This window comes from Levilactobacillus yonginensis (assembly GCF_964065165.1).
GTDB classification, from domain to species: domain Bacteria; phylum Bacillota; class Bacilli; order Lactobacillales; family Lactobacillaceae; genus Levilactobacillus; species Levilactobacillus yonginensis_A.
This window is the reverse complement of the sequence record NZ_OZ061549.1, coordinates 2587546-2614263: the sequence shown is the minus strand read 5'-3', so window position 1 is coordinate 2614263 and position 26718 is coordinate 2587546. Positions and strand designations below refer to the sequence as shown.

The following is a 26718-nucleotide window of genomic DNA, read 5'->3' as shown; positions in this document are numbered from 1 at the left end:
TTAATCGAATGATGGATTAGATTACCTTAAAAAATAGTCAGTCAGCCATTGATCGTTAACTGATATCAATCGCGGTGTAAAGCGATTCTCAAGCAACTTGATTGTCTTTTCGCCAGTGCTTCAGTAACATAAAAGTATGGATGAGTTTGAGGTGATTCATTCATACTAACCAATCCGCTGTCCTGTGCGGGACAGCAAAAGAAACAGCGAGTATCGTCGGTTTGGAAACGCCGGCGAGCCTCGCTGTTTTTTTAGAATTTTGTGTTTAATTGCGTTGCGTGTCTCAGCATGATTGTTACTTCATGGAACCAACACCACTAAAAGCCATCAAAAAAACCAACTGAAATGTAACATCTTCTAAACCTTCAGCGTTAAACGTCCACAATCTAAGCCGGAGACGACCAATTCATACAAGTATGCTGCTTAATCTGTTTAACGACCACGGTCCAAGTCATACAGGGCCCTAAACCGGGCGTTCTCCTTGTAGAGTTCCGCCGGGGTTCCCTGCATATCAAAGTGGCCATCCTCAATGAACCGCACCTGATCAACGTGGTTGATACCCGCCAGATGGTGGGTCACCCAAATGATCGTCTTATCTTTCAAAACACTGAAGACGGTATCCAACAAGTGTTGCTCAGTAATTGGGTCCAAACTGACCGTGGGTTCATCTAAGATAATAATAGGGGCATCCTGCAGCAGAATTCGTGCCAACGATAATCGTTGCCGTTCCCCACCAGAGAACCGACTGCCGGCCTCTTGTACCTGGGTCTGATACCCTAACGGTAGCCGCGCAATCAAATCGTCCAGTTCCACGGCCTTGACCGCCTGACGCACCTCTTCATCCGTAGCTTTCAGATTTCCCAGCCGTACGTTGTTCATCACCGTAGTGTTGAACAGGTAGGGTTGCTGATCGAGAACGCCAAATAATTGCGCACGCTGTTCTTGCAGCTTTTCAATCGGTTCACCATTCAAGGTGATTGCACCACTAGTCGGTTGCTCATCACCCAGAATCAGCTTTAACAGTGTACTTTTACCGGTCCCACTGGGGCCTAGAAGTGCCAATTTTTCGCCCGGATGAAGCGTCAATGAAAGATCATCAATCACTTGTCGCTCAGCGCCGGGATAGGTAAATTTCACGTGGTCCAGCGTCAAGTTCGTTAACGCCCCAATCTTAGCCTGAGCAACCTGTTCCGGAACGTTCTCATCCAAGCTATTGACCCGTTTGATGGAATCTTGGTAGACGGGCCATTCACTGACCCCCTGGCTCATGCTGGAGAAGGGTTCCACCGTTGGAAACAAGGCTAGCCCAAAGGCAGCGACCCAGTTGGCTTCTGACTGATTATGAGTGAACATGACGCCCGCCCACCAAACAATCAAAATTACCGCGGCGCCAAAAATGAATTGAATGGCAAAGTTGCGCCACCACTGAAAATGATGGTCCGCTCGCCGCAACGTAGCAATCTCATCAATGGGTTGATCCTGCTGTTCCAAGAAATCTCCCCGCCGACCAGAAATGAGCCAGTCACCTAAGCCCAAAACTGCGTCAGTCAGTTGCGTGTAAAAGGTCCGCTGAACCTGCCGCGCCTGAAATTCTCGCCGACCATTCACGGCAACAGAAAGCAGCGGCATCACCAACACGATTACGCCCAGCAACACCAACATGAGTAATCCGAACGCCCAATTGAAGTAGCCAATACCAAGGACCACGAACAGATACAGCAACCACCCAATTACGAGTGGGAACACGGTCCGCAGATAGAGGTTTTCGATGTGATCGATGTCTTCAGCTAAGATACTCAGAACATCCCCCGTTTGGTGCGTCTGCCGAATCGCAACGGCTTGCTTTTCAACCGCCTGATATAGCCGCTTCCGAAAATCAGAGACAATTCGTAAGACCCAGTTGTGACTAGTTAACCGTTCAGCGTACCGAAACGCCGGCCGCCCAATCCCAAAAGCCCGAGCCAAAACGATCGGAACATAAATCATCAAAATGTTGTAAGGATGCGTGGCCGCCCGTGAAATCAGGTAGCCCGAGTTAAACATCAACGCGCCCCCACAGAAAAACGTCATGAAACCCAGAAACAGGACCAGTGCTAGTAGCTTCCGGTAACGACGAAGGTACGGCATGACCCAGTGATCGTTTTTAAAAGTTGCAAAGAATCCCTTCATCGTGTCGTCGCCCCTTCCATTTCTGACCGTAACCGCACGTACGCCCCGTTTAATTGTTGTAGTTCAGCCGGTGTACCTTGTTCGACAATCTGACCATGATCCATGACCAAAATGTAATCCATCTCATTCATCCAGTGTAACCGGTGGGTCGCAAAGAAAACCAAGTGATCTTTAAAGACCGGCATCATCGTCTTTTTCAATTCAACTTCCGTTTCAATGTCCAAGTGCGCCGTCGGTTCATCAAATAACAGCACCCGGCGTGAATCATCCAAGAAGGCCCGGGCCAACGCAATTCGTTGTGCCTGTCCCCCACTGACGCCCCGAGCCCCTTCACCAATTTGGGTGGCCAGACCATCTGGCAACGTCGCCACCCAATCAGTCAGGCCAGCCCGCGCGACCGCCGCATTAACGGCCTCGTCACTAGCATCCGGTGTGTAAAAAGCCAGATTATTCCGCAAGCTTGCGTGGAACAAATATGGCGCCTGTGGAATATAGACAAAGCTTCGCTGCCAAGCCTTTTGATCCAAATGTGGGACTGCAGTTCCCCGCACACTGATCTGACCCTCAGCGGGGCTAAGAAAGCCACCTAAGGTATTGATCAAGGTCGACTTACCAGAACCCGAAGCTCCGATGATACCAACTTTTTTAAAACCGTGCACGTCAAAATTAATATCCTTTAGCGTTGCTGCATCATCCCCATAAGCCACATTCACGTGACTGAAGCTAACCGTATCCTGTGCTTGCCAAACGGGCTCACGGACCGCTAGCAATTCTCGGTCGGCTGGCGTTTCCCGCTGCAAAATATCTAGCACGGCTGTCAACGCATTTTTCCCATTCAACGTGGCATGATAGTCATTAGCGAAGTTCCGAATCGGTGCAAAATAATCCGGGGCTAACGTCAAAATAACCAAAGCTGGCAATAATTGAATGGTATTATTCATCAACCCAAACCCTAAGAAAACGGCAATAATCGCAATCGACAGGGTCGTGAAGAAATCGAGCGCAAAAGTCGAGGTCATGGCAATCGTCAACGTTGCCATTGTCTTCTTCCGATAATCCTCGCTCACCTGATAAACATTATCTGCATATTGTTCGTTTAATCCCAACTGTTTCAGCGTCGGCAAGCCTCGCAACGTATCCACAAAGTGATTCGATAGACGTTGATACCCGGCATACTGCCGGTCAGCCTTAGCCTGAGCCGCAAACCCTAGGATAATCATGAATAAGATTATCAAAGGATAGATGGCTAGTAGAAAAAGGGCTTCCTTCCACTGAATAAAAGCTATGTAAATCAACACTAACCACGGCGTAATCGACAAATCCAAGACCTTGCCAATAATCATCATGAGATAGGTCTGAATCTTGTCAATCCCTTCAAGACCCATAGTCACAACGTTCCCCGTTCCTTCCTGGGCAACCACGCTCGGTCCTAAGTCGAACAGTTTGGCCATAAACTGCTTACGTAATTTCTTAGTCGTCTGCTCCACAAACGGGTAGAACAACCAGTCCTTTAATAGTGTCAATAAATGTCGTGCTAAAAAAGCCACAGCAAACACCGCTAATGGGAAAACAATCGTTTCTAACGGCTGCCGCTTCCAAAGCTGCACAATGGCCGTTGCTAGGTACTGCGCTTGAAGAATAATCATAATTGCTTGAATCAGCGTTAGGAGACCTACCATCAGGGCGGCCGGTTTTACGCCTGGAAATTTAAAAACCCGTTGATCAATCACAAAGAAGCCCCCTCGTAACAAGTGATAAAACGCGGTTACTTTGGTTAGCGTCACCAGCAAATCACCGGTGCTTTGCTAACTTAAAATAACCCATAACTCATACTGCAATGATAGCATTTTTACCGTTTCTAAGCGCTACCAAAATGCTGATTTACAAAATTGTTTTTGCCAATTAGATGGCTCACGATAGACACAGCGAGTCGGTTCCAATGTTAATCATAAAAATCCCCACCACTCCGAAAAGCGATGAGGACGCGCTAACTTAAATTTTAAATCACGATACCTAGGCGTTCTGCTTTGGTGAAGACAAGCGCTTGTAGAAGACCCAGTAGCTCCAAACAAAGTAGATCAATACGATTGGCAAAATGCTAAACGTGAGAATCGTCATCAGATGTAACGTGTACGGTGAACTTGATGAATTCTTGATCAGTAACGAGTTGGCTGGATTGTTAGCGATCATGACCCGTGGGAACAGCCCATTGAAGATCAAGACGACCACACTGATCAGCGACAATCCGCTTCCAATGAATGAAAGCCACTCGTGATTACCTAATACCCCCCAGTAAGCCAGACAAGTGAAGATTACCAGCGCAACGACGATGGCCGTTGTGCTCAATGGCTTCTTGTCGAAGAAATCGGTTGAGAAATATAATAATACGGCGAACAAAACTTCACCGGCAAAGAGAATTGGGTAAACCACTTTGTTCCAAGCTAAGGCCCGATTGCGTAAGCTACCTTCCGTCTTTAGACGCATGTAGTTTAACCCATGGACCAGGCACAGAACGGTAACGGCAACCCCACCAACTAAGGAGAACAAGTTCACGTAGTCGAAGAAGTGAGCGCTCATATCGCCGTTCTTATCAATTGGCATCCCAGCAATCATCGCAGTGAACAACATCCCGAACAGGAAGGCGGCACAGAAACTACCAATCGTTGATGCCCATTCCCAGAAGCTCCGCCAGGTTTCCGTCCGCATATTGGCCCGAAATTCAAAGGAAACTCCCCGGAAAATCAAGGCTGCTAAAATCAGGAACAGGATTAGGTAGAACCCTGAGAAGAGGGTTGCATACCACATTGGAAATGAAGCAAACATGGCACCACCAGCGGTGATCAACCAAACTTCGTTACCATCCCAGTGTGGTCCAATTGAACGAATCACAACGTCACGCTCAGCATCGGTTTTGGCGAAACTCTTGACGAGCATCCCCACCCCAAAGTCGAAGCCATCGAGGAAGAAGAACCCACTGAACAAGACACCAATTAGGATAAACCAGACGAATTGCAGACTAGTCATGGTTGAACGCCCCCTTTGAGTAAGGATCCAGGTCAGTATCACTGGCTGCGTACCCATCAGTATTCCCATCGTTGTCGGGACCGGCCTTCAAAGTCCGGTGGCAGAGGACGATCATGACGACCCCCATCCCGGCAAACATCAGGAAGTAAATGATGTTCGACGTCAACAGCGAGGCAACGGAGACATTTGGCGATACCGCATCGGCAATCGTCAACAGTCCATAAACAACCCATGGGTAACGGCCAAATTCAGTGATGAACCAACCAGCCGTGTTGACAATGAATGGTAGCCACAGGCACAGGCCCATAATGTAAAGGAACCAACGTTGCTTCATAATTGCTTGCGACTTCTTACGGTTGAAGAACAACCCAACAATTGCTAGTAAGGCAAACAGCGCCCCGGCACCAGACATAATCCGGAAACTCCAGAACAACGTGTTCGTTGGCACGTAGTAATTAATATCGCTACCGTACTTCTTATCGTACTTCGCGTGCATTTCTTTGTTAATGGTATTCATCCCTTTAACCGTCCCAGTTGTTTTGTGGTAGCTCAACAAGTTGAGGACATAAGGCACGTCAACTGACCAAGTCGTCTTGTGGTTTTTCGTATCAAATCCAGAAACAGCCGCCCATTCACCTTTGTTGGTCGAGTCCTTGTAGAGCCCTTCCATTGCGGCAAATTTCATTGGTTGGTTGTTAATTAAGTAACGACTTTGGATATCCCCACTGGCAATTGAACCCAGTGAGAAGATCAAACCAATAACTAAGGCAACGTTTAATGACTTCCGGTAGAACGTCACGTGATCCTTCTTGAGTAACCGCCAAGCAGCACAGCCAGCGATGACGAAGGAAGCGGTAACAAATGCACCGAAAATAACATGTGGGAATTCACTCCACAACTGGGGGTTACTCAAGACAGCCCCAAAGCTGACCATTTGCACGTGACCCGTTTGTTGATTGATGATATAACCCAGTGGGTTTTGCATAAAACTGTTGGCCGCCAGAATCCACAGTGCAGAAAGTGAAGAGCCGAACATTACCAACCAAATAAAGAGTGTGTGGACCCATTTATTGAAGCGATCCCAGGTAAACATCCACATTCCAATAAAGGTGGATTCCAGGAAGAAGGCTGCCAGGGCTTCGATGGCTAATGGTGCACCAAAGATATCCCCCATGAACCGTGAGTATTCCGACCAGTTCATCCCGAATTGGAATTCTTGAATGATCCCAGTAACTACCCCAACGGCGAAGCTATACAGGAACATTTTGCCCCAGAACTGGGCCATCTTCTTGTAATCCTCATCACCCTTGATGGCATACATGGTTTCCATGACGGCAACGACGAAGGCTAACCCGATTGAAAATGGAACAAAGAAGAAGTGAAACACAGTCGTCATTCCAAATTGAAATCGTGCTAGGCCTAGGATATCCAGACCAAGATTTAACATTTTTCTAACCTCCCCAAACGTTATTAGTGTAAATAAATAATTGCTATCCTGAACCTATTATATCGAGTGATAAGTCAATTATCAATGGTTAGGCGCCAATCTCCGTAAAGTTAATAGAATATATTAGTAATTTGTGTGCAACTTGGTTGTTGTCATTGGTAACACATTTGATAATGTGTGCTACTCAAGTAAGCGATTTCTACCGTTCTGACAAGGTTTTTAGGAAAAAACGCACAAACTCGTGCTAAAATAAAGGTGACGCAGAACGTCTAAGGAGGTTTTTGATCATGAAAGAACGGATACTTGCCTTTCAACATTTATCACCAGAACAAACGGAACAGCTGACTAGCATGGGAGTTGACGTCGTGCCCGCCGACCAGTGGGACACCGCAACGAACATCAGTATCATCTTTGGCTGGAGCACGGAACACGGCCTCGCCGTTTTACAAGATCCGCACAACAACGTGCACTGGATTCAAACCGTCAGTGCCGGGGTAGACTACCTTCCCTTGGACTGGATCACCGCGCATGACATCCAACTGACAAATGCCAGTGGTGCCTTCTCAGCAGCGATTGCGGAATCAACGATTGGGTACCTGCTCTACTTCCTACGGAACTTCAACGAAGCCGTCAAAAACCAGGCTGGTCACTTCTGGCAGCAACCACTGCGCAGTGAAATGGCTATGCTAGCATCCCAAAAGGTCGTCATCTACGGGACTGGGAGCATTGGTCAACACATTGCTGAACTGCTAAACGGTTTTGGAAATTACCCATTTGGCGTTAACCGGTCGGGGCATGGCGTCTCCGGTTTCCAGGGAACGGTAGCGATGAAGGATGACGCAGGCCTTGTCAAAGACGCTGATATCATTATCAATGCCATGCCCGCTACGCCTAGCACCATCCACTATTTCAACACGGACTTCTTTGACCAACTAGACGGCACCCGTGTCTTTGTCAACGTCGGTCGGGGCAAATCCGTCGACGAACAAGCTTTGATGCACGCGCTGCTCTATCAAAAAGTCCTGAACGCCGGCCTCGACGTCTTCGAAACTGAGCCACTTCCAAAAGATTCCAAGCTGTGGGACTACCCTAACGTCTTGATTACGCCCCATCAAACAGGTTTCGCTGGTGCCGAAAATATCTTGGCAATTTTCGGTTACTTCAAAGAAAACCTAGCTAGTTGGACGCAAGATGGCAAGCTCACCGTCAACCTGACCGACCCTAGCCGCGGCTACTAATCGATCATCAACCTAAGTTAACTAAATGATAAAAAGCCACGCGACGATTTGGTCGCGTGGCTTTTTTAGTTATCTCTGCTATCTGTCTGATACAACAAGGATTGGGTCAGACATAGTGGCGCACCAATAATATCGAGTAAGTACCGTTATTCAGCCCTTTAAGCTAGATTAGTCTCCAAGAACCCGTTTCAGAGGCGAAGCCAGCTGTGTCGACGGTGTTAGCCGAATTTTGGCTTACAGCGTGGGACGTGTTTGAAGACTGGTATTTTTTCCAGGCTTCAAAGCGAGTCGGAAGACCGCTTTTCAGGCCGTTGGCGTTCCCCACAGCAGGCGGAACCGTCCCAGCCACCTGCGGCTGGGACGTCACGGACCCAAACCACTGACGTTTTTTAACATTTACTGAATTCTTCACGCCGACGTCTCATCCCCCTGCCTAACAGCAACTAAATCACGAACCGTCGCCACCAACCGATGCCGGCTCAAGAAAAGGACTAAACTGCCAACGCCAATCAACCCGTAGCGAATCAACGGCCAGCGATAACTAACTAGAAATAGCAGCCCAACGCTCATAAAAATACCAACAATCAGTAATAACCGCCGCGGTTGATAGACCTGCACGCCTGCCAGTCGATCTCGACAAATACGCCGCATTAGGAGATAGTGGCCCAAAGCGTACGCAACGTAGCAGATTAAAGTCGTGTAACCTGCCGCATAGAACCCCAACCGAGGAATCAACCAAAAGTTCAACCCCAGATTCAACCCGGCTCCAGCAATGGTGGCTATCGTTACGAATAGTGTTTTCTCATAGTACAACTCAAACACCACGAAAAAGTTGTACAAAAAGGCGAAGAAGACACTCATTGTAATCGGTGGCATGACCCAGATTGCCTGCAAATATGAGGCCGGCGCAAAGATAGCCACTAGTTCCGGTGCAAAAGCAATGAACCCAATGTTGATTGCCGCAATCACCCCCAACGCCGGCAAAGCAACTCGTGAAATGTCCGCCACTCGTCCTGCTTTGATTTTCTGATACATCCAGGGCTCCAACGTCTGTAGCAACACATCGTTAAAAAGGGTCGTTAACATCGAAATTGCACTAGCTAGCGTGTAAATCCCTGCCACCCCGGCGCCCAACATCCTATCGATCATGATGCGGTCCGAACTAAATAACACTGCCTGCGAGAGAAAATGTGGCAGTAACGGCACATTAAAGCAGATGGCGTACTTCCGAAAAAATGCCGTCCCCGTCTCATTTGAACGAAGAAGAAACCGACGTACGCCATCAACTGAACCAGGGCCAATCCCACGATGCGCGCTGTCACCTTGTCCTGCGCGTGGACCACTAACCAAATACCCACCACTGGTTGGCTAACGGTCACCAGCAGCGTCATCGCCACCAATCGTTGGTAACGGTAGGCCACACGCTGTGCAACCGACCAAAAGTTAAACGCCGCGCCGGCCCAGATAATCACCAACATGGCCAGCACCTGAACCGTCGGCAAGCCAAGCAACTGGTTTACCTGCGTCCTGAATAGCAGATAGCCAGCGGTCCACCCAGCAGCCAAAACGACCGTCAATCCCTGCATGGAAGAGGAAAAAGTTGCTTGCTCCCGGTCAAATTTCACTAACCCCTGCATATATACACCCGCGTAGAGGTTCAGTGACACCAGAATAGTCACCACGTTTAGCCAGGAATTGAAAACACTAAATTGTCCGTACTCCTGCGGGGTCAGCAAGCGCGTAAAAATGGGGGTCGTCAGGACTGACAACCCCCGCTGAACAAACGCACAAATTAGAAACCAAAAGGGGGCCCGCACTTGGACTGGAAGCTGCTTATATTTTGTCATCAACTTTCTCATATAATTTTCCCGAACCCCTTCATTCATGCGAGCAACCGGCTACGGTCTAGCCAACCGGTAACGCAACCAGTAGAACAGGCGACTCTTCACTAGTATATCTTTCGTCCGAAAAAGTCGTGCTGCTCCCGCAAAATGCCAGTTGGCCACCCTAAGAATTATCTGATTAGCTGGTCCATACACCCAATGCTGGCAGCGCGGGGACAGTCGATAATACGCAGCGCGCAGTTGCTTAAACTCCCGATGGCTTCTTAAAGCAGCACTAGCCAGTTCTATAAGCAACCGATTCCGGCGAATCTTAAGATCCGTTCGAAATGCTGGCGGGACACTGGTCAGCATCTGATCGACCGCTTGAATCGCCGTGACCTTTTTAGGATTAAAGCCTGAATTCACTAACGACTCGGCGTGTTGCCGATACACATACAGCGGCTCCGGCAGACACAGAATCGTCGCCACCCGTTGGGCTAGTTGGACGTTAAACAATTCATCCTCCAAATACGCCACGTGCTCGTCAAACTGCATGCCCTGAATCGCCGCCCGACGATAGGCTTTGTTACAGGCGTAGCCTTGAAACCCACCCCTGGTAAAAATAGCTTCCAGAAAGCGGTCTGCGGGCAAGATCTGTTTGTGAGCAAACAACTCATTCAACGGCATAATGAATGTTCGGCCATGACTCGCCAATAAGACGTTGAAACAAACAATATCTGGTTGACTCATCAGCTGATTCTTCAAAATCGTCAGTGCATCCGTTACTAAATAATCATCCGGGTCTAGGAACAACACGTACTGCCCCCTTGCCACTTTTAACCCGGCATTTCTCGCGGCGGAGACACCCGCATTGACCTGAGAAAACACCTGCAGCGCCGATGCGTTCACCGCCAACTGTTGAAGCACCGCCAGTGAAGCATCTGTTGAACCATCGTCCACCGCCAAGACTTCAAAATCTGTGAATGCCTGGTCTAGCACCGAGGTCAAGCAGCGCTCCAGAAAATGAGCGGCATTGTACACCGGAATGATGATTGAAAAGTATGGGGACCTCATGCGGACTCCTCTCCTGCTGGGCGACGAAGAACTGGTCCCATCGCCAGTAACATCATATAGATTGCAATACATTGGGGGGTAAATGTATTGTCTTGAAAAATACTCATGATAATCAAAATTACTGGTAGATATGCCATCTGCAGACAACTAGCCTGGACTCGGCGCGTCAATGAATTTAAACGAACCAGATGTTGCCGCCCTAACTGAACAAAAATCAGGCTCAAGACGCCGATTCCCACTAAACCGATCTGATACCCAAACGACAGGAGGGCTGTTTCACCGCCCGTACTCAACCAGGTAGTATCATCACTCTCCCCAACGTTCAGGGCTGCTGCCGCGTTACCCCCGGTTCCTAAGCCGTGGCCCAACGGTCGGGCTAAGATATTTCGCCACGTTTCTGTAATGGCGGTAAAGTGGTTACCCACCGCCCCACCGAACGTTTGGTAGTAAAAGTTACTGTAGAGGTAAACCAGTCCAGCAACTAGTAGTATCACACCCAGATAGATGGCTGGGTCATTTAAAAAATGAAGACACCACTTCAGACTCCGGTGAATTCCCGGGGCAATCAGCACCAGCCCCAGCACCATGAGCGCACCTTTCCCAAAGGTTAAGCACACGCCTACCAGAACGATAACGTCACCGACCACCCGGACCACCCAACTCTGAGTCCAGCGAAACATCAACAGAAATAGGAGAATTCCCACTAACAGATAGCCGAGGTTGACGGGCTCGTAGTACAGCGACCCCATCCGCGTCACAGCGTGGCCAAAGGCATCTGAGTAAAACCGACCGTCTAATCCTGCCTGCGCGACAGCACTGGCCCCCTTGGCGCGATAAACTTCATCAATACCAATGGCAGCGTACGCGCGATATCCACCCAGCAGAAGAATCACACCGACGCCAATAACCAGCAAGGCTAGGTGGCACAACCGCCGACAAAGGGCCGCGACATCAAACGATGCCAGCCGACTATTCTGCCAAGCTATCTGATAGACCATGAAAAAGAACGTCAAATTTCTAAGATTAGCGATAATTGCACCCAGCGACCCGTGCCCTAGTGCCAGCGACCCCAGTGTGATTCCCAATAGCCCGAGAAAAAGCTGCGTCGTCAAATCGCAACGGATGGTTTTAAGCGGACCGCCAACGAACAGCCCCACCGTGAAGAGAAGTGGTACCTGTGTCAAAAACGTTAGTCCTTGGTCATTTCCAGCTAAATGAGCGCCCACGCCAATCAAAAAGTTTTGAAAAACGAGTAACAATACGATGGCCAACAAGATCAGTTCGCGCTGTTGCCGTAACTGATTGAGGGACCACCCAGCACCAATCGCAACTAACCAAGCAACAGGGAAAGCACCGGTGACGGCCGCTAGAAAAGTTGCTGTAAACGTCGTTAACACCGCGACGATATATTTAACCGGTAACCCCGGTGATTGGGAAATAGTTGCCATCAAATCTTACTCCTTACCACGTTGTACCAGCATTTCAGTCGTGCATAACTCCCTTCCCCGCCAACGGCATCAATAATGCGACGGCCCCTGACCTTCCACCGAGTAACCGTTAGTGAGGTGGCGGACTTCCAAGTAGCAGCGTAATGGTGAATGGCGACGCTTTGTGCCGTAAGTTGTCGCTTACCTGACGCGAGATCCTCCGGACAAAAATAGGTTGGTGGCAGGATGACGACGCGCTTATCCTGTAGAAATTGGATCCGCCGATTTCGTTGTATCCCCCACTCCTTGAATAACGGGACCGCAATCGTGACACAAGTTGTTAAGTCTGACCGACCATTACAAATGAAATCACGCTGCTGGTACTGCGCTAACAGCTCACATACCATGGGATGCTGGCTGATTGCCCCAAATCCTACACCGGTATTCACCCGGCCGGGCTCCTCCATGCCAAAGAAAGCATCGTACGCTAAAAACTCATCCAGTGGCTGGAGCAGTTCTACGTCCGTATCTAGATAAATACCACCATACTGAGCAACAACATCTAAGCGGGCAACGTCGGCGACAAAGGCATATTTCTTGTGCGCGTATGCTTGCCGCACGTATGGGCTTCGCGTCACATCCCAGTTTGATTCATCCCAGCGTTTAAGCTGATAGTCTGGGCAGAAGCGCTGCCAGGATGCTAAGCAACGTGCCACACTGTCAGGCAGTGGCTGACCCCCAAACCAACAGTAATGGATGACCTTAGGAATCATGCCAACACTCCCATCCGCCGAATCGCCCCCGCCAATTGATGGTTAAATTCGTGTGTGTGCGAGGGTAATTGGTGTGTCACGTCACGAGCCGTCGTAAAAATAGTCGCTAACTCGGCCACGTCGTCAACCACAGTTAACGGGTATCCCCGCTGTTCCACCTGGCGGGCAAACGTCAACTGATGATCATTCACGTGCTCCTGAAATGCTGCTTGCCGGGGCACCACAATGGTTCGTTTCCCCAACGCCAATGACTGCATAAAGGTGGCCGGCCCACCGTGACAAACCACCGTTTCCGCCAACTGCATCGCTTGCTGCAGATCGTGATTGCTCAAAAAATCAGTTACCTCACAGTGATGAGCAACCGCCGTCGCGTACCCCGCCTGAATCACGACCCGTTCTGTAATAATGCCCTGCACAACTAAATCCTCCATGGCCATTACCAGGCGGTTAAAGGGTTGTTCATGGGTTCCTACCGTCACAAAGATCATTAAAAAATCCTCCCAAAATTCACTGCCTTGGGGTACACCTTTAACATTTCCGGCCACTGAACCACGAAGAGGTCCGCGACTGGGTAAACGAGCTTGCCCGTCAGAGTGGGCGCATCGATCCGATCAAAAACTTCAATGTAAACCGTCTTGATACGAAGGAGCTTACTGACGTAGAAAAACGGTACGGCGACCGCGGCGCCGGATGAGATGACGACGTCGGGCCGTTCCTGCCGCAACACCTTGAACGCTAACCACGTATTCTTGATAAGATTCTTCAAGTTACGATTCGTCGGAAAGAAGCAGTTGATTCGACGCTCACCTTTGAGCAGACTCCGTGCATCTGCCTTGTCAAAGGTAACCCAGAAGCGCTGCTCGTCTGCCCAAAAATCTCGCAATAACTGCAGATGGGCCAAATGGCCACCACTGGATCCAACCAAACATACCTTCATTCGGTCATCCCTTTCTTAATGCCTAGTAAGCCCCGTTTGGCTTCACAAAGACACGAATTGTTAAAAGTAACACATAGAGGTCCAACAGAAAACTCCGCCGCGCAATATATTGAAGATCCAGTAACACCATTTCTGCAAAACTCACCTCATTGCGGACCGTTGCTTGCCATAATCCTGTACAACCAGGTTTCACCGTCAACCGCTGTAAATCATGAGCCGTGTAAGTTGCCACCTCTCGCGGTAATGGCGGCCGTGGACCAACTAGACTCATCTGACCCAATAAAACATTTAGCAGTTGGGGCAGTTCATCCACGCTGTATTTACGAAGCACCCGGCCGATTCTAGTAATTCGGGGGTCCTGCTTCATTTTGAACATGGCCCCAGCCACATCACTTTGTTGCAACAAATGATTGAGCCGATGGTCAGCATCGACCACCATCGAGCGGAACTTGAACATTCTAAAGGGCTGTTGGTTCACACCCACCCTCGTTTGTGAATAGAATACGGGTCCCCGGGGATCTTCCAACTTGATTAAGACAGCAACCACTATGAACACCGGCAGCAGGAGCAGCAGTCCTAGGAGGCTCATCATCAAATCAAATACCCGTTTACTCGTTCGGTATAAATACCGGCGTCGTTGTCTGGCCTGGTCAAGCAGACTACTCCGATAGCTTGTGTCACGATAATCCATTAAATATCCCTAACCCTTTCTTCTGAGTGGCAAAAGTGTTCAGCCGCCCGTTATTAGGGATTCCCCGTTGACAACGGCGACGGCATTCTCATTAATTTCTCGACAACGGTCTGGCCCCACCACAACTTCTAGTCGCTGAAAGGCTGCCGCCAAGACGCAGGGACGGCGCAAGTGGTCATGAGCATCGGAGGCTAGTAAAATTCCTGGGACACTCGCCAACAATTGCTTAGCTAACTTCTGGGCAGCTTGCCCGAACATTCCCAGATAACTTCCCGCCGTCACCTGGAGCAGACACCCCAGTCGGATTAACCCCTTTAGGCGGTCCGGTTCCCGTTGCAACACCGGATGTCGTTCTGGGTGAGCTATGACGGGGATAATCCCCCGCAGTGTCAGCTGAAATAGCAGGTCTTCCGTGTACTGCGGCACGTGCGTCGCTGGCAGTTCCAACAACAAGTAAGTCCCCACTTCATCTAAAAATAACAGATCGTCGGCCGCCAAACGGGGCAACAAGTCCCCCGTCATATGGACCTCCTGCCCAGGAAATACCGTCAGTGGAATCCGTGCTAACTGCAACGCAGACTGAAAGGCGGCCGCCCGTTCTTGCACGACACATTTGGGATTGACGTAATCAACCCGCAAATGATGCGGCGTCAACACGGCGTGGGTGATACCCTGGGCAACCAGCGTCTCAGCTAGTTGCAACGCTCGTTCGTGACTTTTAGGGCCATCGTCTACTGCTGGTAAAAGATGGTTATGCACATCAATTAACCCCATCTAATTATCCGTTCGACCGTAATAGCCTTGGTACACCTGTCCGTAGTAACCATCTGATTTCAAATCTGTGACTCGGTTCATCACTGCCCCTAAAACATTGGCGTGCACCGCCTCCAAAAGTTGTTGGGCCCGCCGTACGCCACTCTTAGTAGCAATTCCTTGGGGGACCACCAAGATGGTCCCGTCCACCTCTGCCGCCAACAACTGACTATCCGTCACCGTATTGACTGGCGGAGCGTCCACAATTATCAAATCATAGCTATCCTGTAACTCCCGCAATAACTGCTTTAGCCGCGAACTACCCAGCAATTCCGCTGGATTGGGCGGTATCGGCCCACTGGTCACCACCGCCAAATTGGGGATGGCCGTTGCCTGGACCACCTCAACCATGGTTGCCACACCTGATAAGAAGTTCGTCATGCCCAAGCGATTAGCCACACCAAAAGTTTGATGAACCGTGGGCCGCCGCAAATCTGCATCCACCAAGACTACCCGCGCCCCCTGACTAGCCCACGTGACTGCCAAATTGTTGCTCACAGTCGACTTACCCTCTGAAGGCGCAGAGGAGGTGAACAGAATCGACTTAACTGGGTGAGTCACTGAGGAAAATTGGATGTTCGTTCGCACCGTGCGAAACTGCTCAGCAATTTGGTGCTCTGGCGCCTTCGCGGTAATCAATCCCACGCCATTTCTATGACTGGCATCGCTTAGTGTCTTGTGCCTGAACCATTGCATACTCTACCACCTAAACCCTTCTTTGAATGCGCCGTGATTGCGTATTAGTCTGCCCAGTCAACGTTGACTCAGTTGACCGGCTCCCCTGCGCTTGTTCCTGAGGAATCTCGCCAATAATTCCCAGACTGGTTAAGCCCAGGTCTTCGGTCAAGAATTTCTCGGACGTCACCGTTCTATCCGTTGCTTCCCGAATGAAGGCTAAACTCATCCCCAGTAAGAGACCGACCACCACACCTAAGAGAATATTGATTGCCTTCTTAGGACTAACTGCTCCGCCACTAGCGGTTGCGGGCGAAACAATGGACACATTATCGATCCGCATAATTTTGCCGATCTTATCCTTGAATGACTGGGCCGTCTTGTTGGCAATTGTCGCAGCAGTTTGTGGGTTAATCGCCGTTGCCGTTACCGAAAATACTTGTGAATTAGGTTCATTTTCAATCCGTAATGCCTGCTTCAAGTCGTCTGGATGACCGGGTAGTCCCTGGACCTCCCGGCTCACCGACTCCAAAACCGTTGGGCTGGTGATAATGTCCTTATAGGTGCTGATCATCTGGACGTCGGCCTGCACTTGTTGCAGCTGACCGCCCTGTTCCGTCGCCGTCACCCGGCGATTTACGAGAATGTTGGTCGTTGCTTGATACTTGGGTGTCATGATCCAAAAGGTCGCCACCACGGCTAAGACTGTGACTAACAGGGTGGTTAGACTGATCAATCTGACATGCTTCCGTAGAATGTTGGCTACTTGTGCCAAGTTAATTGTTTGTTCTGACTCCATACTCTCCTCCGTGTAGGTCCTTGTGACTGACGTGAGAGACCACCACTTGTTCAAATGCGCGCTAGCTTTTACAACAACTTTTATATTTACTACCACACTATAAACCATTTTTCACAATCAAGTCAATCCTATTGCATTTTTTCGTTTTAGCAATTAAAAGGCATTCGAACTAATTCATTCACGTATAACGCTACTAACAAATGGTTATAATATATCGGCAAATTAATGTTTAAAAAAGGGCGAGACCGCTGCCTCGCCCTCACCTTATTCATGATCAATAGCCGACTCGGTCGTTTGGACAGTCTGATAAGCGGCCTCAACTGCCGCTTTTTCCCCTTGCCACCAGCCTTCGTGCGTCTGATACCAAGCAATGGTCTGCTGCAAACCCGCTGAAAAGTCCGTCATCTGCGGTTGCCACCCCAATTCAGTTTGGATTTTAGTGGCATCGATGGCGTACCGCCGGTCATGCCCCGGGCGGTCGTGCACGTAATCGTAGGCATCGGCTGGCTGTCCCATCGCCGTTAAGATCTCCTGTAGAACCGCTAAATTAGAACGCTCACCGTTGGCCCCAATTAGGTAGGTTTCACCAATCCGCCCTTGCGTCAAAATTAGCCAGACCGCTCGCGAGTGATCATCTACGTGAATCCAATCACGCACGTTTCGCCCCGTCCCATATAGTTTTGGCCGCCGCCCGCTGAGAATATTCGTAATCTGGCGAGGAATGAATTTTTCAATGTGTTGGTAAGGGCCATAGTTGTTAGAACAATTCGAAATGGTCGCTCGTAGCCCAAACGACCGGACCCAAGCGTGCACCAGCATGTCGGAGCTCGCCTTGGTAGCGGAATAGGGACTGCTAGGATTGTAACGCGACTCAGGGGTGAATTTCTCCGCTAGACCAGCCACTTCAGCGCTCCTGAGTGGCAGATCACCGTAAACCTCATCGGTGGAGATGTGGTGAAACCGCACGTTATAGCGAACACAGGCCTGTAGCAGCGTATAGGTACCAACGATATTGGTCTGAATAAATGGCGCCGGATCGCGTAACGAACGGTCATTGTGACTCTCAGCTGCGTAGTGGACAACGGCATCGACCTGCTGGACCAGATCATTGACCAACTGTGCGTCGGCAATATCACCAACCACCAACCGCACCCGGTCAGTTGGCAGCCCCGCCAGATTGGCCCGGTTTCCGGCATACGTTAACTTATCCAACACCGTTACGTGAATCGTTGGGTGGTTAGCCACCACGTAGCGGACAAAGTTGGCACCAATGAAGCCGGCGCCTCCCGTAACTAAGATATTCTGCATCTAGCAATAACTCCCTTCAACGTTCACTACTGATACCTACCCTACAACGAAGCCGCCGGTAGAAGCAACTCAACCAGGACCCCCATTGCATAATACCCATAGAAAAAGCGCCCAGGCCTCAGCCTGCAGCGCTCTTACTGATCACAATCATTTTATTCATTACAGCTTGAAGCATCCCACAGTGGGTGGAATCCTTGGTCACCGAGCGAGGTGCGACGACTATTAGTAACCGCCACCAGGGCCACCATTGTTGCCGTTATCAGTGGTCCCCGTGCTACTCGTACCAGCTGCGCCGGTCGAGGCATCAACCTGAGCAATAGTTCCGGTTGCCTTGTGAGCCAAACCTAAACCAGTCCGAATATAATTTGTGACCCGTTGCAACTCGGCTTTTGAGGCCACCTCCATGCTCTGACTGTTAAGCGTCTCACTAGTTCCTTGCAAGTGGGTCGTCTTAATACTCTTCGTGGCACGACGATAGTTTGTGGCCAGTGCCGTCAGATCGTTAAATGTCAGATCCGTCTGCGTTTGCTGGGTCAACGAACTGATAAAGCTTTCGTTCAACAACGATGTGACCGAACCAGACTTATTTAGTAGCGCCATAATGACCTTTCGTTGACGCGTCTGCCGACCGTAATCTCCTTGGGGATCGTCGTCACGCATCCGGGAGTAGGCCAATGCCCGTTTCCCATTCATGTGCGTTTCTACGTCCTTCTTAAAGGTGTACCCGCCATAACTAAAGCTCAACGTTGGCGTCAAGTCCACACCACCGACCTCGTCAATGATCTTTTCCATCCCCCCCATGTTGATAATGGCATAGAAGTCAATTGGAATATTTAACATATCCTGGACGGTCGTAATGGCCGTCTTAGATTTGCCATAAGCGTAAGCCGCGTTAATTTTAACTGTACCATAATCCTCATATCCGGGGATTGAAACCGCCGTATCCCGTGGAATACTGGTGATGGTCGTCTTCGCCGTTTCTGGATTGATGGTCACTACCATCATACTGTCGGTTCGTCCCTGGAACGTCCGACCAAGGGCCCCCGTATCAGTTCCCATTAGCAGAATCGAAATCGGCTTCTTCTGCTTCAACACTGCGTTCACGTTCCGAAGCTTCTTAGCACCGGATGCTTGGTACGTCGTGTCAACAGACTTCTTGATACTTTGATACTTCTGATAGCCATACGCCACGCCGTCCACTAATAGCGCCAGAATCAGCATCAGAATTGTGTTACGGACTGGATGTCGCTTTCTTCTTGGTCGTTGTCGTTTTTCCATTTCCATGGTTTGGTTAGCCACCCTTTCACCCACCCGCAAACTGCCAGGTGGTCGTTCTAAAAAAAATTAATCTTATGAATCAACTTGTCCATTATAGGGGTAATTCCTTAAGGTTTCCTGATTGCCCAGCAACCTTAATAAAAAACAAAGCGTTGCTGTCTCTGCAGCAACGCTTCGACTAATCAAGTTCTATGGACCAGTCTCGTCCTATTCAGCGGTCGGCTGCTTTGTTAGCAAATCAACTAGTTCATTTCTCGAAATTTTACCAAAGTAACGTGAAACATCAAGTGTCTCAAAAACTGCAGCAACAGCGGCTGGTGTGTAGGTCACCCCCGTCAACTTAGTCGTCACCTCTTCAATTGGCAGCTGGCCAAAGAAGTCGCCGTGAATCTGAATCGCTTGAATCTTACCACCAGCCACATCCAGGTCAAACTCAACCGTTCCTGCAGTAAAATGCTGCCGCCGGGTCAGAGAATAGGCTGGATCACTGCCGTAAATCCAATCCCAATTGTTAAAGTATTGGTCGGCTTGTTGCTGGATACCTGCCTGATCAGCCGCCGTTAACTGGTAAGTCTTGGCATCCTTAAGATCCGAGACCGCTAAGATCTCCTTGGCCAAGGTATCCCGAAATTCTTCAATCGTCAGGTGCTGATAAGCCTCATCGAAATACGGTTTCAGGTTCGTCACCCGACTCTTCACCGACTTGACTCCTTTGGAAGCTAGCTTGTCGGCTGGTACCTGCAAGGACTTGGCAATCTGCGTCTGATCCACATCATACATCAATGTTCCGTGAGAGAACATCCGCCCATTTTCGACGTGCATGGCATTACCAGAGAACTTTTTGCCGGCAATGGTCAGATCGTTACGCCCCGTCATGGCGGCGCCAGTCGCCCCCATCTGATGAAGTGCCTTGATCACCGGATCCGTGAAGCGTTTGAAATTGCCCACGGCATCCCCATCGTCCTGGGTAATAAAGCTGAAGCTCACATTACCGAGGTCATCGTACACAGCACCCCCACCAGACGTCCGCCGCGTGAGAATAATGTTGTGGTCTTGAACGTACTGCTGATTGATTTCAGCCAGCACATTTTGGTAGCGGCCGACAATGATACACGGTGAGTTGATGTAAAAATACAGGATGGGTTCCGATAGATCGGCGTGCTCCATCAAATACGTTTCAGTTGCTAAATTTTGGCGAATATCTAAGCTTGAACTTGCTAGGTAACGCATCCAGTCATCCCTCTCGGTAGTCTAGGACCATTTTAGCACGAAATGAAAGCGTTAACCCTTAACTTGCTGGCGTACCACGCTATGCTGGTAACCGTAGCTCATGTAGACGATCAGACCCAGGACGACCCAGACGGCAAATGCCAGCCAGGTGAAGGCCTGCAGCTGTGTCATGAGGTAGAGACAAGCTAAGAACGATGCAATTGGTAAGAAGGGATACCAGGGCACTTTAAACGAGGTATCCAAATTCTTAAAGCGTTCGTCATGCCGCAAGAAGACGATACCCAGTGATACCATGGCAAAGGCTGACAGCGTCCCAATGTTCACCAATTCGGCAATCTTATCGATGGGAATGACCGCTGCAAATAAGCTGGCCAAAATGCCAAAAATCCAGGTGTTGGCTACGGGAACGTGAGTCTTCGGATTCAATTTCTTCAGTCCTGATGGCAACAGACCGTCTCGACTGATGGCAAATAACAACCGCGTCCCTCCGTAAGACATGACGATCAACACGGTCGTCATCCCTACGATGGCCCCAAAGGAAACCACACCGGACGCCCAGTTCTGATGAATGAGGCTCAGGGCTAAAGCCACCGGATCGGCCACACTCAACTTAGTGTAGTGCACGACACCAACTAAAACAGCAGATAGACCAATGTACAGAACCGCAGCCACCAACAGGGACGAGATAATTCCAATTGGCATATTTCGCTTAGGATTCTTGACCTCTTCACTAGCTGTTGAAACAGCGTCAAACCCAATATAGGCGTAAAAGGCGACCGCAGCCCCCTTAAAAATACCAGCCGTTCCAAAAGGCAGAAATGGGTTATAGTTTGCCGGCTTAACGTAGAAGACGGCGATACCAATAAATAACAAGATGACTAAAATTTTAACGATAACCATAATGTTGTTAATTCTGGCGGACTCGCGAATCCCTTTGGACAGGAGCCAGGCTACCAACATGGTGATCACTAAGGCAACCAGATCGATGGCCCCACCCTTCACGCCAGCTGTACCAGCAGCTGCGCGGAAAAATACGGGAAGCTTGAATCCAAAGCCCGCTAGTAAGCTCTGAAAATATGAGGACCAGCTGACCGCCACGGATGACACGGCAAAGAGATATTCAGAAATTAACGCCCACCCCAAAATCCAGGCGGTAAATTCACCAAAAACAGCATAGACGTAAGTGTAGGCACTCCCCGCCAGCGGAATCGTTGACGAAAACTCTGAATAACACAGGGCAGCCATCGCACAGACGACCACAGCAATTAAATACGACAACATCACGCCAGGACCGGCGTAGTTAGCAGCAATCAGGCCCGGGGTGATAAAAATTCCGGCACCGACAATTGCACCGATACCCATCGTCGTCAGAGAAAACGCCGTCAACGTTTTTTCCAACCCCGTTTTTTTATAGAGATCCGTTTGCACCTGTTTCTTAATAAAGAGTTGATGAGATCGTGCCAAGCCGACTCCTCCTTCTATTTTTAAATGAGAATTCGATTAAACCAATTATAATAGTTTAATTTTTTCTGACCCAAATGTCAATAGAAAATTGTTATGAAAACGTATAACCATAGGCTTATCAAGTAAAAAGTTGTTTCAACAGACCTAACATGCCGACGTCAGCATTGCCAACCTGAATCTGACAGGTTTATGCACCCATAAATCTGTCCGCTACCACCGCGTGCTTCTGAAAACCAATAATCCCCGACTAAGCCTAAATGTTCGAAAATTCAGTTTGACTGCCCAAAAAGCCACGTGCTTCACTCCCTATTGAAGCGATGCGGCAGTCCCCGTTATGATGTCAGCGGCAAGTTATCAGCATTTGACGCTACCAGAGACCCCTATTTGTTAGTGAACCGGGACGCCGACTTCCCCGGTTCGTCCATCCCCCCGCCCCCTTATCAGTATGATTGACAGTGTCGGTTTGATTGAATGGGCGGTTAAAGTTGCTCCTTCAAAAAAAGTTTTGACCCCATAAGAACCGTGACGGGGCCGGACTTTTTTAAGGGTTTTTGCCATTTAATTCTAGGCAAATTTTAATTTTTTGGTTTACAAACGCCAAAATCGTGCTAGGATTAATGCCATAAGATAAATAACGGAGGAAAGAGGAGTAAGTTAACGCCGCCTGCCAGTGAGTTGGGAATCAGTGCAAACCCAATCAGCGTTCGCGTTTTCTGAAAAACACTTTCTTAGTTGCTACCTGAACTGCCCCGGGGCATAGTAGGTCTAGCCGTCAACCGGTACGTTACCATCGGTAGAGTATGTTTGTACTCTAATTGAGCTGGTTTATTTTTGATGATAAACAACTTGGGTGGTACCGCGAAAAGTCTTTTCGTCCCTTGATATAAGGGATGGAAGGACTTTTTCTTTTATCTAAATTTAAATTTAAACCACAAAGGAGAAATTACTATGCATTTAATCGTACCTAAGGATTACGATCCTAAGCTATCCGTTAAGGAAACCCAGGCCGCCATTCGCTACATCCGTGAAACGTTCCAAGACGAATTTGGTGCCCAATTGAACCTTTCCCGGCTCTCTGCCCCTATGTTCGTCAACAAGGCTTCCGGGTTGAATGATAACCTGAGTGGGGTCGAAAAACCCGTCTCCTTCACAATGAAGGACATGGGTGACGATACGATTGAAATCGTTCACTCCTTAGCTAAATGGAAACGCTTGGCTCTGAAACGTTACGGTTTTGGAATGCACGAAGGCCTCTACACCAACATGAACGCCATTAGGAAGGACGAAGATCTGGATAACTACCACTCCGCTTACGTTGATCAATGGGACTGGGAAAAGGTGATTTCAAAGGATGAACGGAACGAAGAAACCCTAAAGTCCACCGTTCGAACCATCTTTAAGGTTATCAAACATATGGAACACGAAGTCTGGTACAAGTTCCCTCAAGCTGTTCACCATTTACCAGATGAAATCCACTTCGTCACGACACAAGAACTGGAAGACACCTACCCTGACATGACGCCTAAAGAACGGGAAAACGCCATTACCAAGAAACTGGGCTGTGTCTTTCTGATGAAGATCGGTGGCGCCTTAAAGAGTGGCAAACGCCATGACGGCCGGGCTCCTGACTACGATGACTGGGAATTAAACGGCGATATCTTATTCTGGTACGAACCCCTGAACAAGGCCATTGAAATCTCCAGCATGGGTGTCCGGGTCGACGCGGACCGGATGATGAAGCAATTAAAAATTGCGCACGCCGAAGATCGCTTGGTCTTCCCTTACCACAAAATGGTTATGAGCGAAGATATTCCGTTCACCATCGGTGGTGGGATTGGCCAATCCCGGCTGTGCATGCTGTTGTTGGGTAAGGCACACGTTGGTGAAGTCCAAGCTGCCATCTGGCCAAAGGAAATGATCGACAAGTGTGAAGCTGCCAACATTCATTTACTGTAAAGCTCTTGCGGGGCTCTTTACTAAATAAAGCTAACTCATTTCAAATTTTCGACTAGTCAAAAGCAGGTTCTCACCCCCATCAGGTGGAGAACCTGCTTTTTTGCTACTATACAGGTGAGCGGCGCGCTCCGAAGGTCTAACGTCGAAAAGTGCGCCAAAAGACAGTCAACTCTGTTTAACCCCAATAGAAAAAACAATCCAAGATTGGGACTATTTGTCTATCGACGTTAATCCCCATTGACTAACCGCCTTTTACCTCACTCTCACCCCTCATCTTTAGCAGCTACTTCTTTAGTGTCTCATCCAACTTCTCAACATTTTCAATCGGCCCGACCACCGTCAACACGTCATGTAATTGAATCGCATCCGTTGGGTTCGGTGAGATGTTGATTTTACGACCGTGTTGAATGGCAATGACCGTCAAATCAAACCGTTCTCGTAGATTTAACTGAATCAAATTTTGATTCACAAAGTTAGGATCAGTAATCACAATTTCCGCTAACGTGTATTCATCGCTGAGATCGATGAAATTCAGAATATGGTTGGACAGCAACTTACGGACAATACTGTGGCCCATATCCCGCTCAGGAAAGACGACCTGGTCCGCACCGACCCGTTCAAGAACCCGACCCTGATCGGACGTTTCCGCCTTTGCAATGACTTTCTTAGCGCCCAGCTCTTTAGCTAGCATGGTCGTCAGAATGCTAGCTTCCATGTTATTCCCAATACCGACAATCACGTAGTCAAAGGTATCAATGTTGAGTCCCCGCAGGACTTCTTCATCCCGCGTGTCCGCAATCAGCGTTTGCGTGGCCACGTCCATCATCTGATTGACGGGTGTTTCCTGTACGTCGACCGCAAGAACGTCCTGATGAGTCTCAGCCAACGTTTGAACCACACTTTGGCCAAAGCGCCCGAGTCCCAGGACGGCAAAATTTTTCTTCATTTATAAAACTCCTTAACCTATTAAAACATTTTCTTCTGGATAACGAATCTGGTTGACCCTGGTCTGACGTTTCGATAGTGCGTACAGCGACGTAAAAATACCAACCCGTCCGATGAACATAAGTAGCATGATAACTAGCTTGCCGATAACCGTTAAGTGTGGCGTCAATCCCAGACTCAGCCCCACTGTTCCAAATGCCGATAACACTTCAAACACAATGTATTCCAGGCCGAACCCCTTGGGAATCCGTTCCGTCTGAGTCAGAATCAACGTTGCCACAACAATCACAATGCTGGCCAGAAAGACGAGTAATAGTGCGCGGCTGATATTATTTTGACTAAAGCGGCGGTGACTAAATTCAACATCTTTTTTCCCGCGGATTTGAGCAATACTCTGCAGCATCAGAACGCCAAACGTGGTCGTCTTGATTCCACCAGCGGTCGAACCAGGTGTCCCACCGACAAACATCAGAATCATTAGGATAAACACACTCCCTGATTGAAGCTGATGCGTTGGTAACGTGATCAAACCAGCAGTCCGTGGCGTAACACTCAGGAAGAGTGTGTTGACGGTGCGGTTAAACCAAGACGTGTGCGCTGGCATCAGTGACAGATCTCGCTCCGTAATCAAGAGGAGTAAGAAACCGACCACAAACAGCGTACCAGTCGTCACCAACGTCAATTTGGAATTTAGGGTCAGACGTTTCCGCTCATGGAACAGTAATAGATCCCGCCAAACCAAAAAGCCCAGGCCGCCGGCAATAATTAGAATAATCGTGACAATCAACAAGTACGAGTCATCCTGAAATCCTCTAAGGCTATTGCCAAATACATCAAAGCCCGCATTACAAAACGACATGACTGCATGGTAAACAGACACGTACAAGCCCCATTTCCAGCCAAAGCGCGGGATGAAGTCGACACCTAATAGAATGGCGCCCCCAATCTGAAAGAGCGCTGAGAGGCCAATTACGTAGCGCATAACGCTCTTGGTATCACTTAAGTTTTCCAAGTTCAATGATTCTTTAACCATCAGCTGCGTTGAAAGATTTAGATGGCGACGAATGATGTTAAATAACAATACAGCAAAGGTCATGTAGCCTAACGCCCCAACTTCAGACAGCGCCAAAATAACTACTTGACCAAAAAATGACCAATGGGTGGCCGTATTGACCACCGTGAGTCCCGTAATGCAAGTGGCACTAGTCGCCGTAAAAACCGTATCAATAAAGGTGGAGCCACGCATTCCCTGAGTTGCGATTGGCAGGCTCAGCAGAATCGTTCCCATCGTAATCAGGAGAATAAATCCCCAGACCATTTTCTTAGAAAGTGTATCAAATAGCTTCGAATTCTTAATTTTATCCATACAACTCCCAGTCCCGTTATGTACTTCTCATTCAGCTTAAGACATTGGTTACGGGAAAACAACACCTGGTTACGGGAAAAACTAGAAAACACGATTTTTTTGATAACAGGTGACCATTCTATATGGCCGGGTGGCCCGAAACCAACCTTAAAATTCTGCATGATATTGGGGAAATCGTAGTGAGGAAAATAAAGATTTTTGTTAACCCACACTGTGGCTAATCCCGTTTCCCTTAAAAATCCCAAAGCCTACAAATTGTAGATTCTAGGACGACCCATCGT

Annotated in this window: 23 protein-coding genes; 2 read left to right on the top strand and 21 right to left on the bottom strand. The window is 48.9% G+C overall.

The features are described 5' to 3' along the window. Positions 1–432 precede the first annotated feature (432 nt). From cydC to AB3Y94_RS12175, 4 genes are all read right to left on the bottom strand, one after another. A complete protein-coding gene (gene cydC, locus AB3Y94_RS12190) occupies positions 433–2169 on the bottom strand; it encodes a thiol reductant ABC exporter subunit CydC (RefSeq protein WP_367296429.1) in 1737 nt (578 codons plus the stop codon). Beyond that, positions 2166–3899 carry a thiol reductant ABC exporter subunit CydD gene (gene cydD, locus AB3Y94_RS12185; protein WP_367296428.1) on the bottom strand — a complete coding sequence of 578 codons (1734 nt, stop codon included), beginning with the start codon at positions 3897–3899 and terminating at the stop codon, positions 2166–2168. The genes cydC and cydD overlap by 4 nt, the downstream gene beginning before the upstream one ends. 283 nt (positions 3900–4182) lie before the next feature. Then, positions 4183–5193 carry a cytochrome d ubiquinol oxidase subunit II gene (gene cydB / locus AB3Y94_RS12180; protein ID WP_367296427.1) on the bottom strand — a complete coding sequence of 337 codons (1011 nt, stop codon included), beginning with the start codon at positions 5191–5193 and terminating at the stop codon, positions 4183–4185. After that, positions 5186–6640: a cytochrome ubiquinol oxidase subunit I gene (locus tag AB3Y94_RS12175; RefSeq protein ID WP_367296426.1), complete on the bottom strand. Its 1455-nt coding sequence runs from the start codon at positions 6638–6640 to the stop codon at positions 5186–5188. The genes cydB and AB3Y94_RS12175 overlap by 8 nt, the downstream gene beginning before the upstream one ends. 287 nt (positions 6641–6927) lie before the next feature. Here AB3Y94_RS12175 and AB3Y94_RS12170 point away from each other — a divergent pair, with 287 nt between their 5' ends. Further along, entirely contained in the window at positions 6928–7878 is a 951-nt protein-coding gene (locus tag AB3Y94_RS12170) for an NAD(P)-dependent oxidoreductase (RefSeq protein ID WP_367296425.1), read from the top strand. A 408-nt stretch (positions 7879–8286) separates the two neighbouring features. Here AB3Y94_RS12170 and AB3Y94_RS12165 read toward each other — a convergent pair whose 3' ends face one another. From AB3Y94_RS12165 to AB3Y94_RS12095, 15 genes are all read right to left on the bottom strand, one after another. Next, positions 8287–9027 (bottom strand): lipopolysaccharide biosynthesis protein, encoded by a 741-nt coding sequence (locus tag AB3Y94_RS12165; protein ID WP_367296424.1) that lies wholly within the window; start codon positions 9025–9027, stop codon positions 8287–8289. Then, positions 9024–9737: a lipopolysaccharide biosynthesis protein gene (locus tag AB3Y94_RS12160; RefSeq protein ID WP_367296423.1), complete on the bottom strand. Its 714-nt coding sequence runs from the start codon at positions 9735–9737 to the stop codon at positions 9024–9026. Before AB3Y94_RS12160 ends, AB3Y94_RS12165 begins: the two co-directional genes overlap by 4 nt. Before the next feature lie 39 nt (positions 9738–9776). Beyond that, positions 9777–10775: a glycosyltransferase family 2 protein gene (locus AB3Y94_RS12155; protein ID WP_367296422.1), complete on the bottom strand. Its 999-nt coding sequence runs from the start codon at positions 10773–10775 to the stop codon at positions 9777–9779. Further along, positions 10772–12223 (bottom strand): hypothetical protein, encoded by a 1452-nt coding sequence (locus AB3Y94_RS12150; RefSeq protein WP_367296421.1) that lies wholly within the window; start codon positions 12221–12223, stop codon positions 10772–10774. The genes AB3Y94_RS12155 and AB3Y94_RS12150 overlap by 4 nt, the downstream gene beginning before the upstream one ends. Next, positions 12223–12975, bottom strand: a complete 753-nt coding sequence (locus AB3Y94_RS12145) for a glycosyltransferase family 32 protein (RefSeq protein WP_367296420.1) — start codon at positions 12973–12975, stop codon at positions 12223–12225. The genes AB3Y94_RS12150 and AB3Y94_RS12145 overlap by 1 nt, the downstream gene beginning before the upstream one ends. Next, positions 12972–13463 (bottom strand): glycosyltransferase, encoded by a 492-nt coding sequence (locus AB3Y94_RS12140; protein WP_367296419.1) that lies wholly within the window; start codon positions 13461–13463, stop codon positions 12972–12974. The genes AB3Y94_RS12145 and AB3Y94_RS12140 overlap by 4 nt, the downstream gene beginning before the upstream one ends. Then, positions 13463–13912 (bottom strand): PssD/Cps14F family polysaccharide biosynthesis glycosyltransferase, encoded by a 450-nt coding sequence (gene pssD / locus AB3Y94_RS12135; RefSeq protein WP_367296418.1) that lies wholly within the window; start codon positions 13910–13912, stop codon positions 13463–13465. The genes AB3Y94_RS12140 and pssD overlap by 1 nt, the downstream gene beginning before the upstream one ends. A gap of 22 nt (positions 13913–13934) precedes the next feature. Beyond that, positions 13935–14603, bottom strand: coding sequence for a sugar transferase (locus AB3Y94_RS12130; RefSeq protein ID WP_367296417.1), 669 nt, complete (start codon positions 14601–14603; stop codon positions 13935–13937). A 39-nt stretch (positions 14604–14642) separates the two neighbouring features. Next, positions 14643–15377 (bottom strand): tyrosine-protein phosphatase, encoded by a 735-nt coding sequence (locus AB3Y94_RS12125; protein ID WP_367296416.1) that lies wholly within the window; start codon positions 15375–15377, stop codon positions 14643–14645. Continuing rightward, a complete protein-coding gene (locus tag AB3Y94_RS12120; RefSeq protein WP_367296415.1) occupies positions 15378–16112 on the bottom strand; it encodes a CpsD/CapB family tyrosine-protein kinase in 735 nt (244 codons plus the stop codon). Between the two features lie 10 nt (positions 16113–16122). Beyond that, positions 16123–16890, bottom strand: coding sequence for a YveK family protein (locus AB3Y94_RS12115; RefSeq protein ID WP_367296414.1), 768 nt, complete (start codon positions 16888–16890; stop codon positions 16123–16125). A gap of 264 nt (positions 16891–17154) precedes the next feature. After that, positions 17155–18198 carry a dTDP-glucose 4,6-dehydratase gene (gene rfbB / locus AB3Y94_RS12110; protein WP_367296413.1) on the bottom strand — a complete coding sequence of 348 codons (1044 nt, stop codon included), beginning with the start codon at positions 18196–18198 and terminating at the stop codon, positions 17155–17157. Positions 18199–18420: 222 nt separating this feature from the next. Next, positions 18421–19497: an LCP family protein gene (locus AB3Y94_RS12105; RefSeq protein ID WP_367296412.1), complete on the bottom strand. Its 1077-nt coding sequence runs from the start codon at positions 19495–19497 to the stop codon at positions 18421–18423. A 186-nt stretch (positions 19498–19683) separates the two neighbouring features. Then, positions 19684–20706 (bottom strand): lipoate--protein ligase, encoded by a 1023-nt coding sequence (locus AB3Y94_RS12100; protein WP_367296411.1) that lies wholly within the window; start codon positions 20704–20706, stop codon positions 19684–19686. Between the two features lie 51 nt (positions 20707–20757). Continuing rightward, a complete protein-coding gene (locus AB3Y94_RS12095; RefSeq protein WP_367296410.1) occupies positions 20758–22170 on the bottom strand; it encodes an APC family permease in 1413 nt (470 codons plus the stop codon). Between the two features lie 948 nt (positions 22171–23118). On the opposite strand from AB3Y94_RS12095, the gene asnA reads away from it, so the two are divergent. Then, positions 23119–24126 carry an aspartate--ammonia ligase gene (asnA, locus tag AB3Y94_RS12090; protein WP_367296409.1) on the top strand — a complete coding sequence of 336 codons (1008 nt, stop codon included), beginning with the start codon at positions 23119–23121 and terminating at the stop codon, positions 24124–24126. 283 nt (positions 24127–24409) lie between these two features. Here the strand turns inward: asnA and AB3Y94_RS12085 are convergent, their stop codons facing one another. After that, positions 24410–25072, bottom strand: coding sequence for a TrkA family potassium uptake protein (locus tag AB3Y94_RS12085; protein ID WP_367296408.1), 663 nt, complete (start codon positions 25070–25072; stop codon positions 24410–24412). Positions 25073–25084: 12 nt separating this feature from the next. After that, positions 25085–26437: a TrkH family potassium uptake protein gene (locus tag AB3Y94_RS12080; RefSeq protein WP_367296407.1), complete on the bottom strand. Its 1353-nt coding sequence runs from the start codon at positions 26435–26437 to the stop codon at positions 25085–25087. Positions 26438–26718 lie beyond the last annotated feature (281 nt).

What these genes read in the sequence shown, in the direction of transcription:
- AB3Y94_RS12115 (WP_367296414.1), bottom strand. Translation starts at nt 16,890, where the DNA reads ATGGAGTCAGAACAAACAATTAACTTGGCACAAGTAGCCAACATTCTA.
- AB3Y94_RS12120 (WP_367296415.1), bottom strand. Translation starts at nt 16,112, where the DNA reads ATGCAATGGTTCAGGCACAAGACACTAAGCGATGCCAGTCATAGAAAT.
- AB3Y94_RS12150 (WP_367296421.1), bottom strand. Translation starts at nt 12,223, where the DNA reads ATGGCAACTATTTCCCAATCACCGGGGTTACCGGTTAAATATATCGTC.
- rfbB (WP_367296413.1), bottom strand. Translation starts at nt 18,198, where the DNA reads ATGCAGAATATCTTAGTTACGGGAGGCGCCGGCTTCATTGGTGCCAAC.
- AB3Y94_RS12160 (WP_367296423.1), bottom strand. Translation starts at nt 9,737, where the DNA reads ATGAGAAAGTTGATGACAAAATATAAGCAGCTTCCAGTCCAAGTGCGG.
- AB3Y94_RS12145 (WP_367296420.1), bottom strand. Translation starts at nt 12,975, where the DNA reads ATGATTCCTAAGGTCATCCATTACTGTTGGTTTGGGGGTCAGCCACTG.
- AB3Y94_RS12125 (WP_367296416.1), bottom strand. Translation starts at nt 15,377, where the DNA reads ATGGGGTTAATTGATGTGCATAACCATCTTTTACCAGCAGTAGACGAT.
- pssD (WP_367296418.1), bottom strand. Translation starts at nt 13,912, where the DNA reads ATGAAGGTATGTTTGGTTGGATCCAGTGGTGGCCATTTGGCCCATCTG.
- AB3Y94_RS12080 (WP_367296407.1), bottom strand. Translation starts at nt 26,437, where the DNA reads ATGGATAAAATTAAGAATTCGAAGCTATTTGATACACTTTCTAAGAAA.
- AB3Y94_RS12155 (WP_367296422.1), bottom strand. Translation starts at nt 10,775, where the DNA reads ATGAGGTCCCCATACTTTTCAATCATCATTCCGGTGTACAATGCCGCT.
- AB3Y94_RS12130 (WP_367296417.1), bottom strand. Translation starts at nt 14,603, where the DNA reads ATGGATTATCGTGACACAAGCTATCGGAGTAGTCTGCTTGACCAGGCC.
- AB3Y94_RS12085 (WP_367296408.1), bottom strand. Translation starts at nt 25,072, where the DNA reads ATGAAGAAAAATTTTGCCGTCCTGGGACTCGGGCGCTTTGGCCAAAGT.
- asnA (WP_367296409.1), top strand. Translation starts at nt 23,119, where the DNA reads ATGCATTTAATCGTACCTAAGGATTACGATCCTAAGCTATCCGTTAAG.
- AB3Y94_RS12140 (WP_367296419.1), bottom strand. Translation starts at nt 13,463, where the DNA reads ATGATCTTTGTGACGGTAGGAACCCATGAACAACCCTTTAACCGCCTG.
- cydB (WP_367296427.1), bottom strand. Translation starts at nt 5,193, where the DNA reads ATGACTAGTCTGCAATTCGTCTGGTTTATCCTAATTGGTGTCTTGTTC.
- AB3Y94_RS12165 (WP_367296424.1), bottom strand. Translation starts at nt 9,027, where the DNA reads ATGATCGATAGGATGTTGGGCGCCGGGGTGGCAGGGATTTACACGCTA.
- cydC (WP_367296429.1), bottom strand. Translation starts at nt 2,169, where the DNA reads ATGAAGGGATTCTTTGCAACTTTTAAAAACGATCACTGGGTCATGCCG.
- AB3Y94_RS12175 (WP_367296426.1), bottom strand. Translation starts at nt 6,640, where the DNA reads ATGTTAAATCTTGGTCTGGATATCCTAGGCCTAGCACGATTTCAATTT.
- AB3Y94_RS12170 (WP_367296425.1), top strand. Translation starts at nt 6,928, where the DNA reads ATGAAAGAACGGATACTTGCCTTTCAACATTTATCACCAGAACAAACG.
- AB3Y94_RS12100 (WP_367296411.1), bottom strand. Translation starts at nt 20,706, where the DNA reads ATGCGTTACCTAGCAAGTTCAAGCTTAGATATTCGCCAAAATTTAGCA.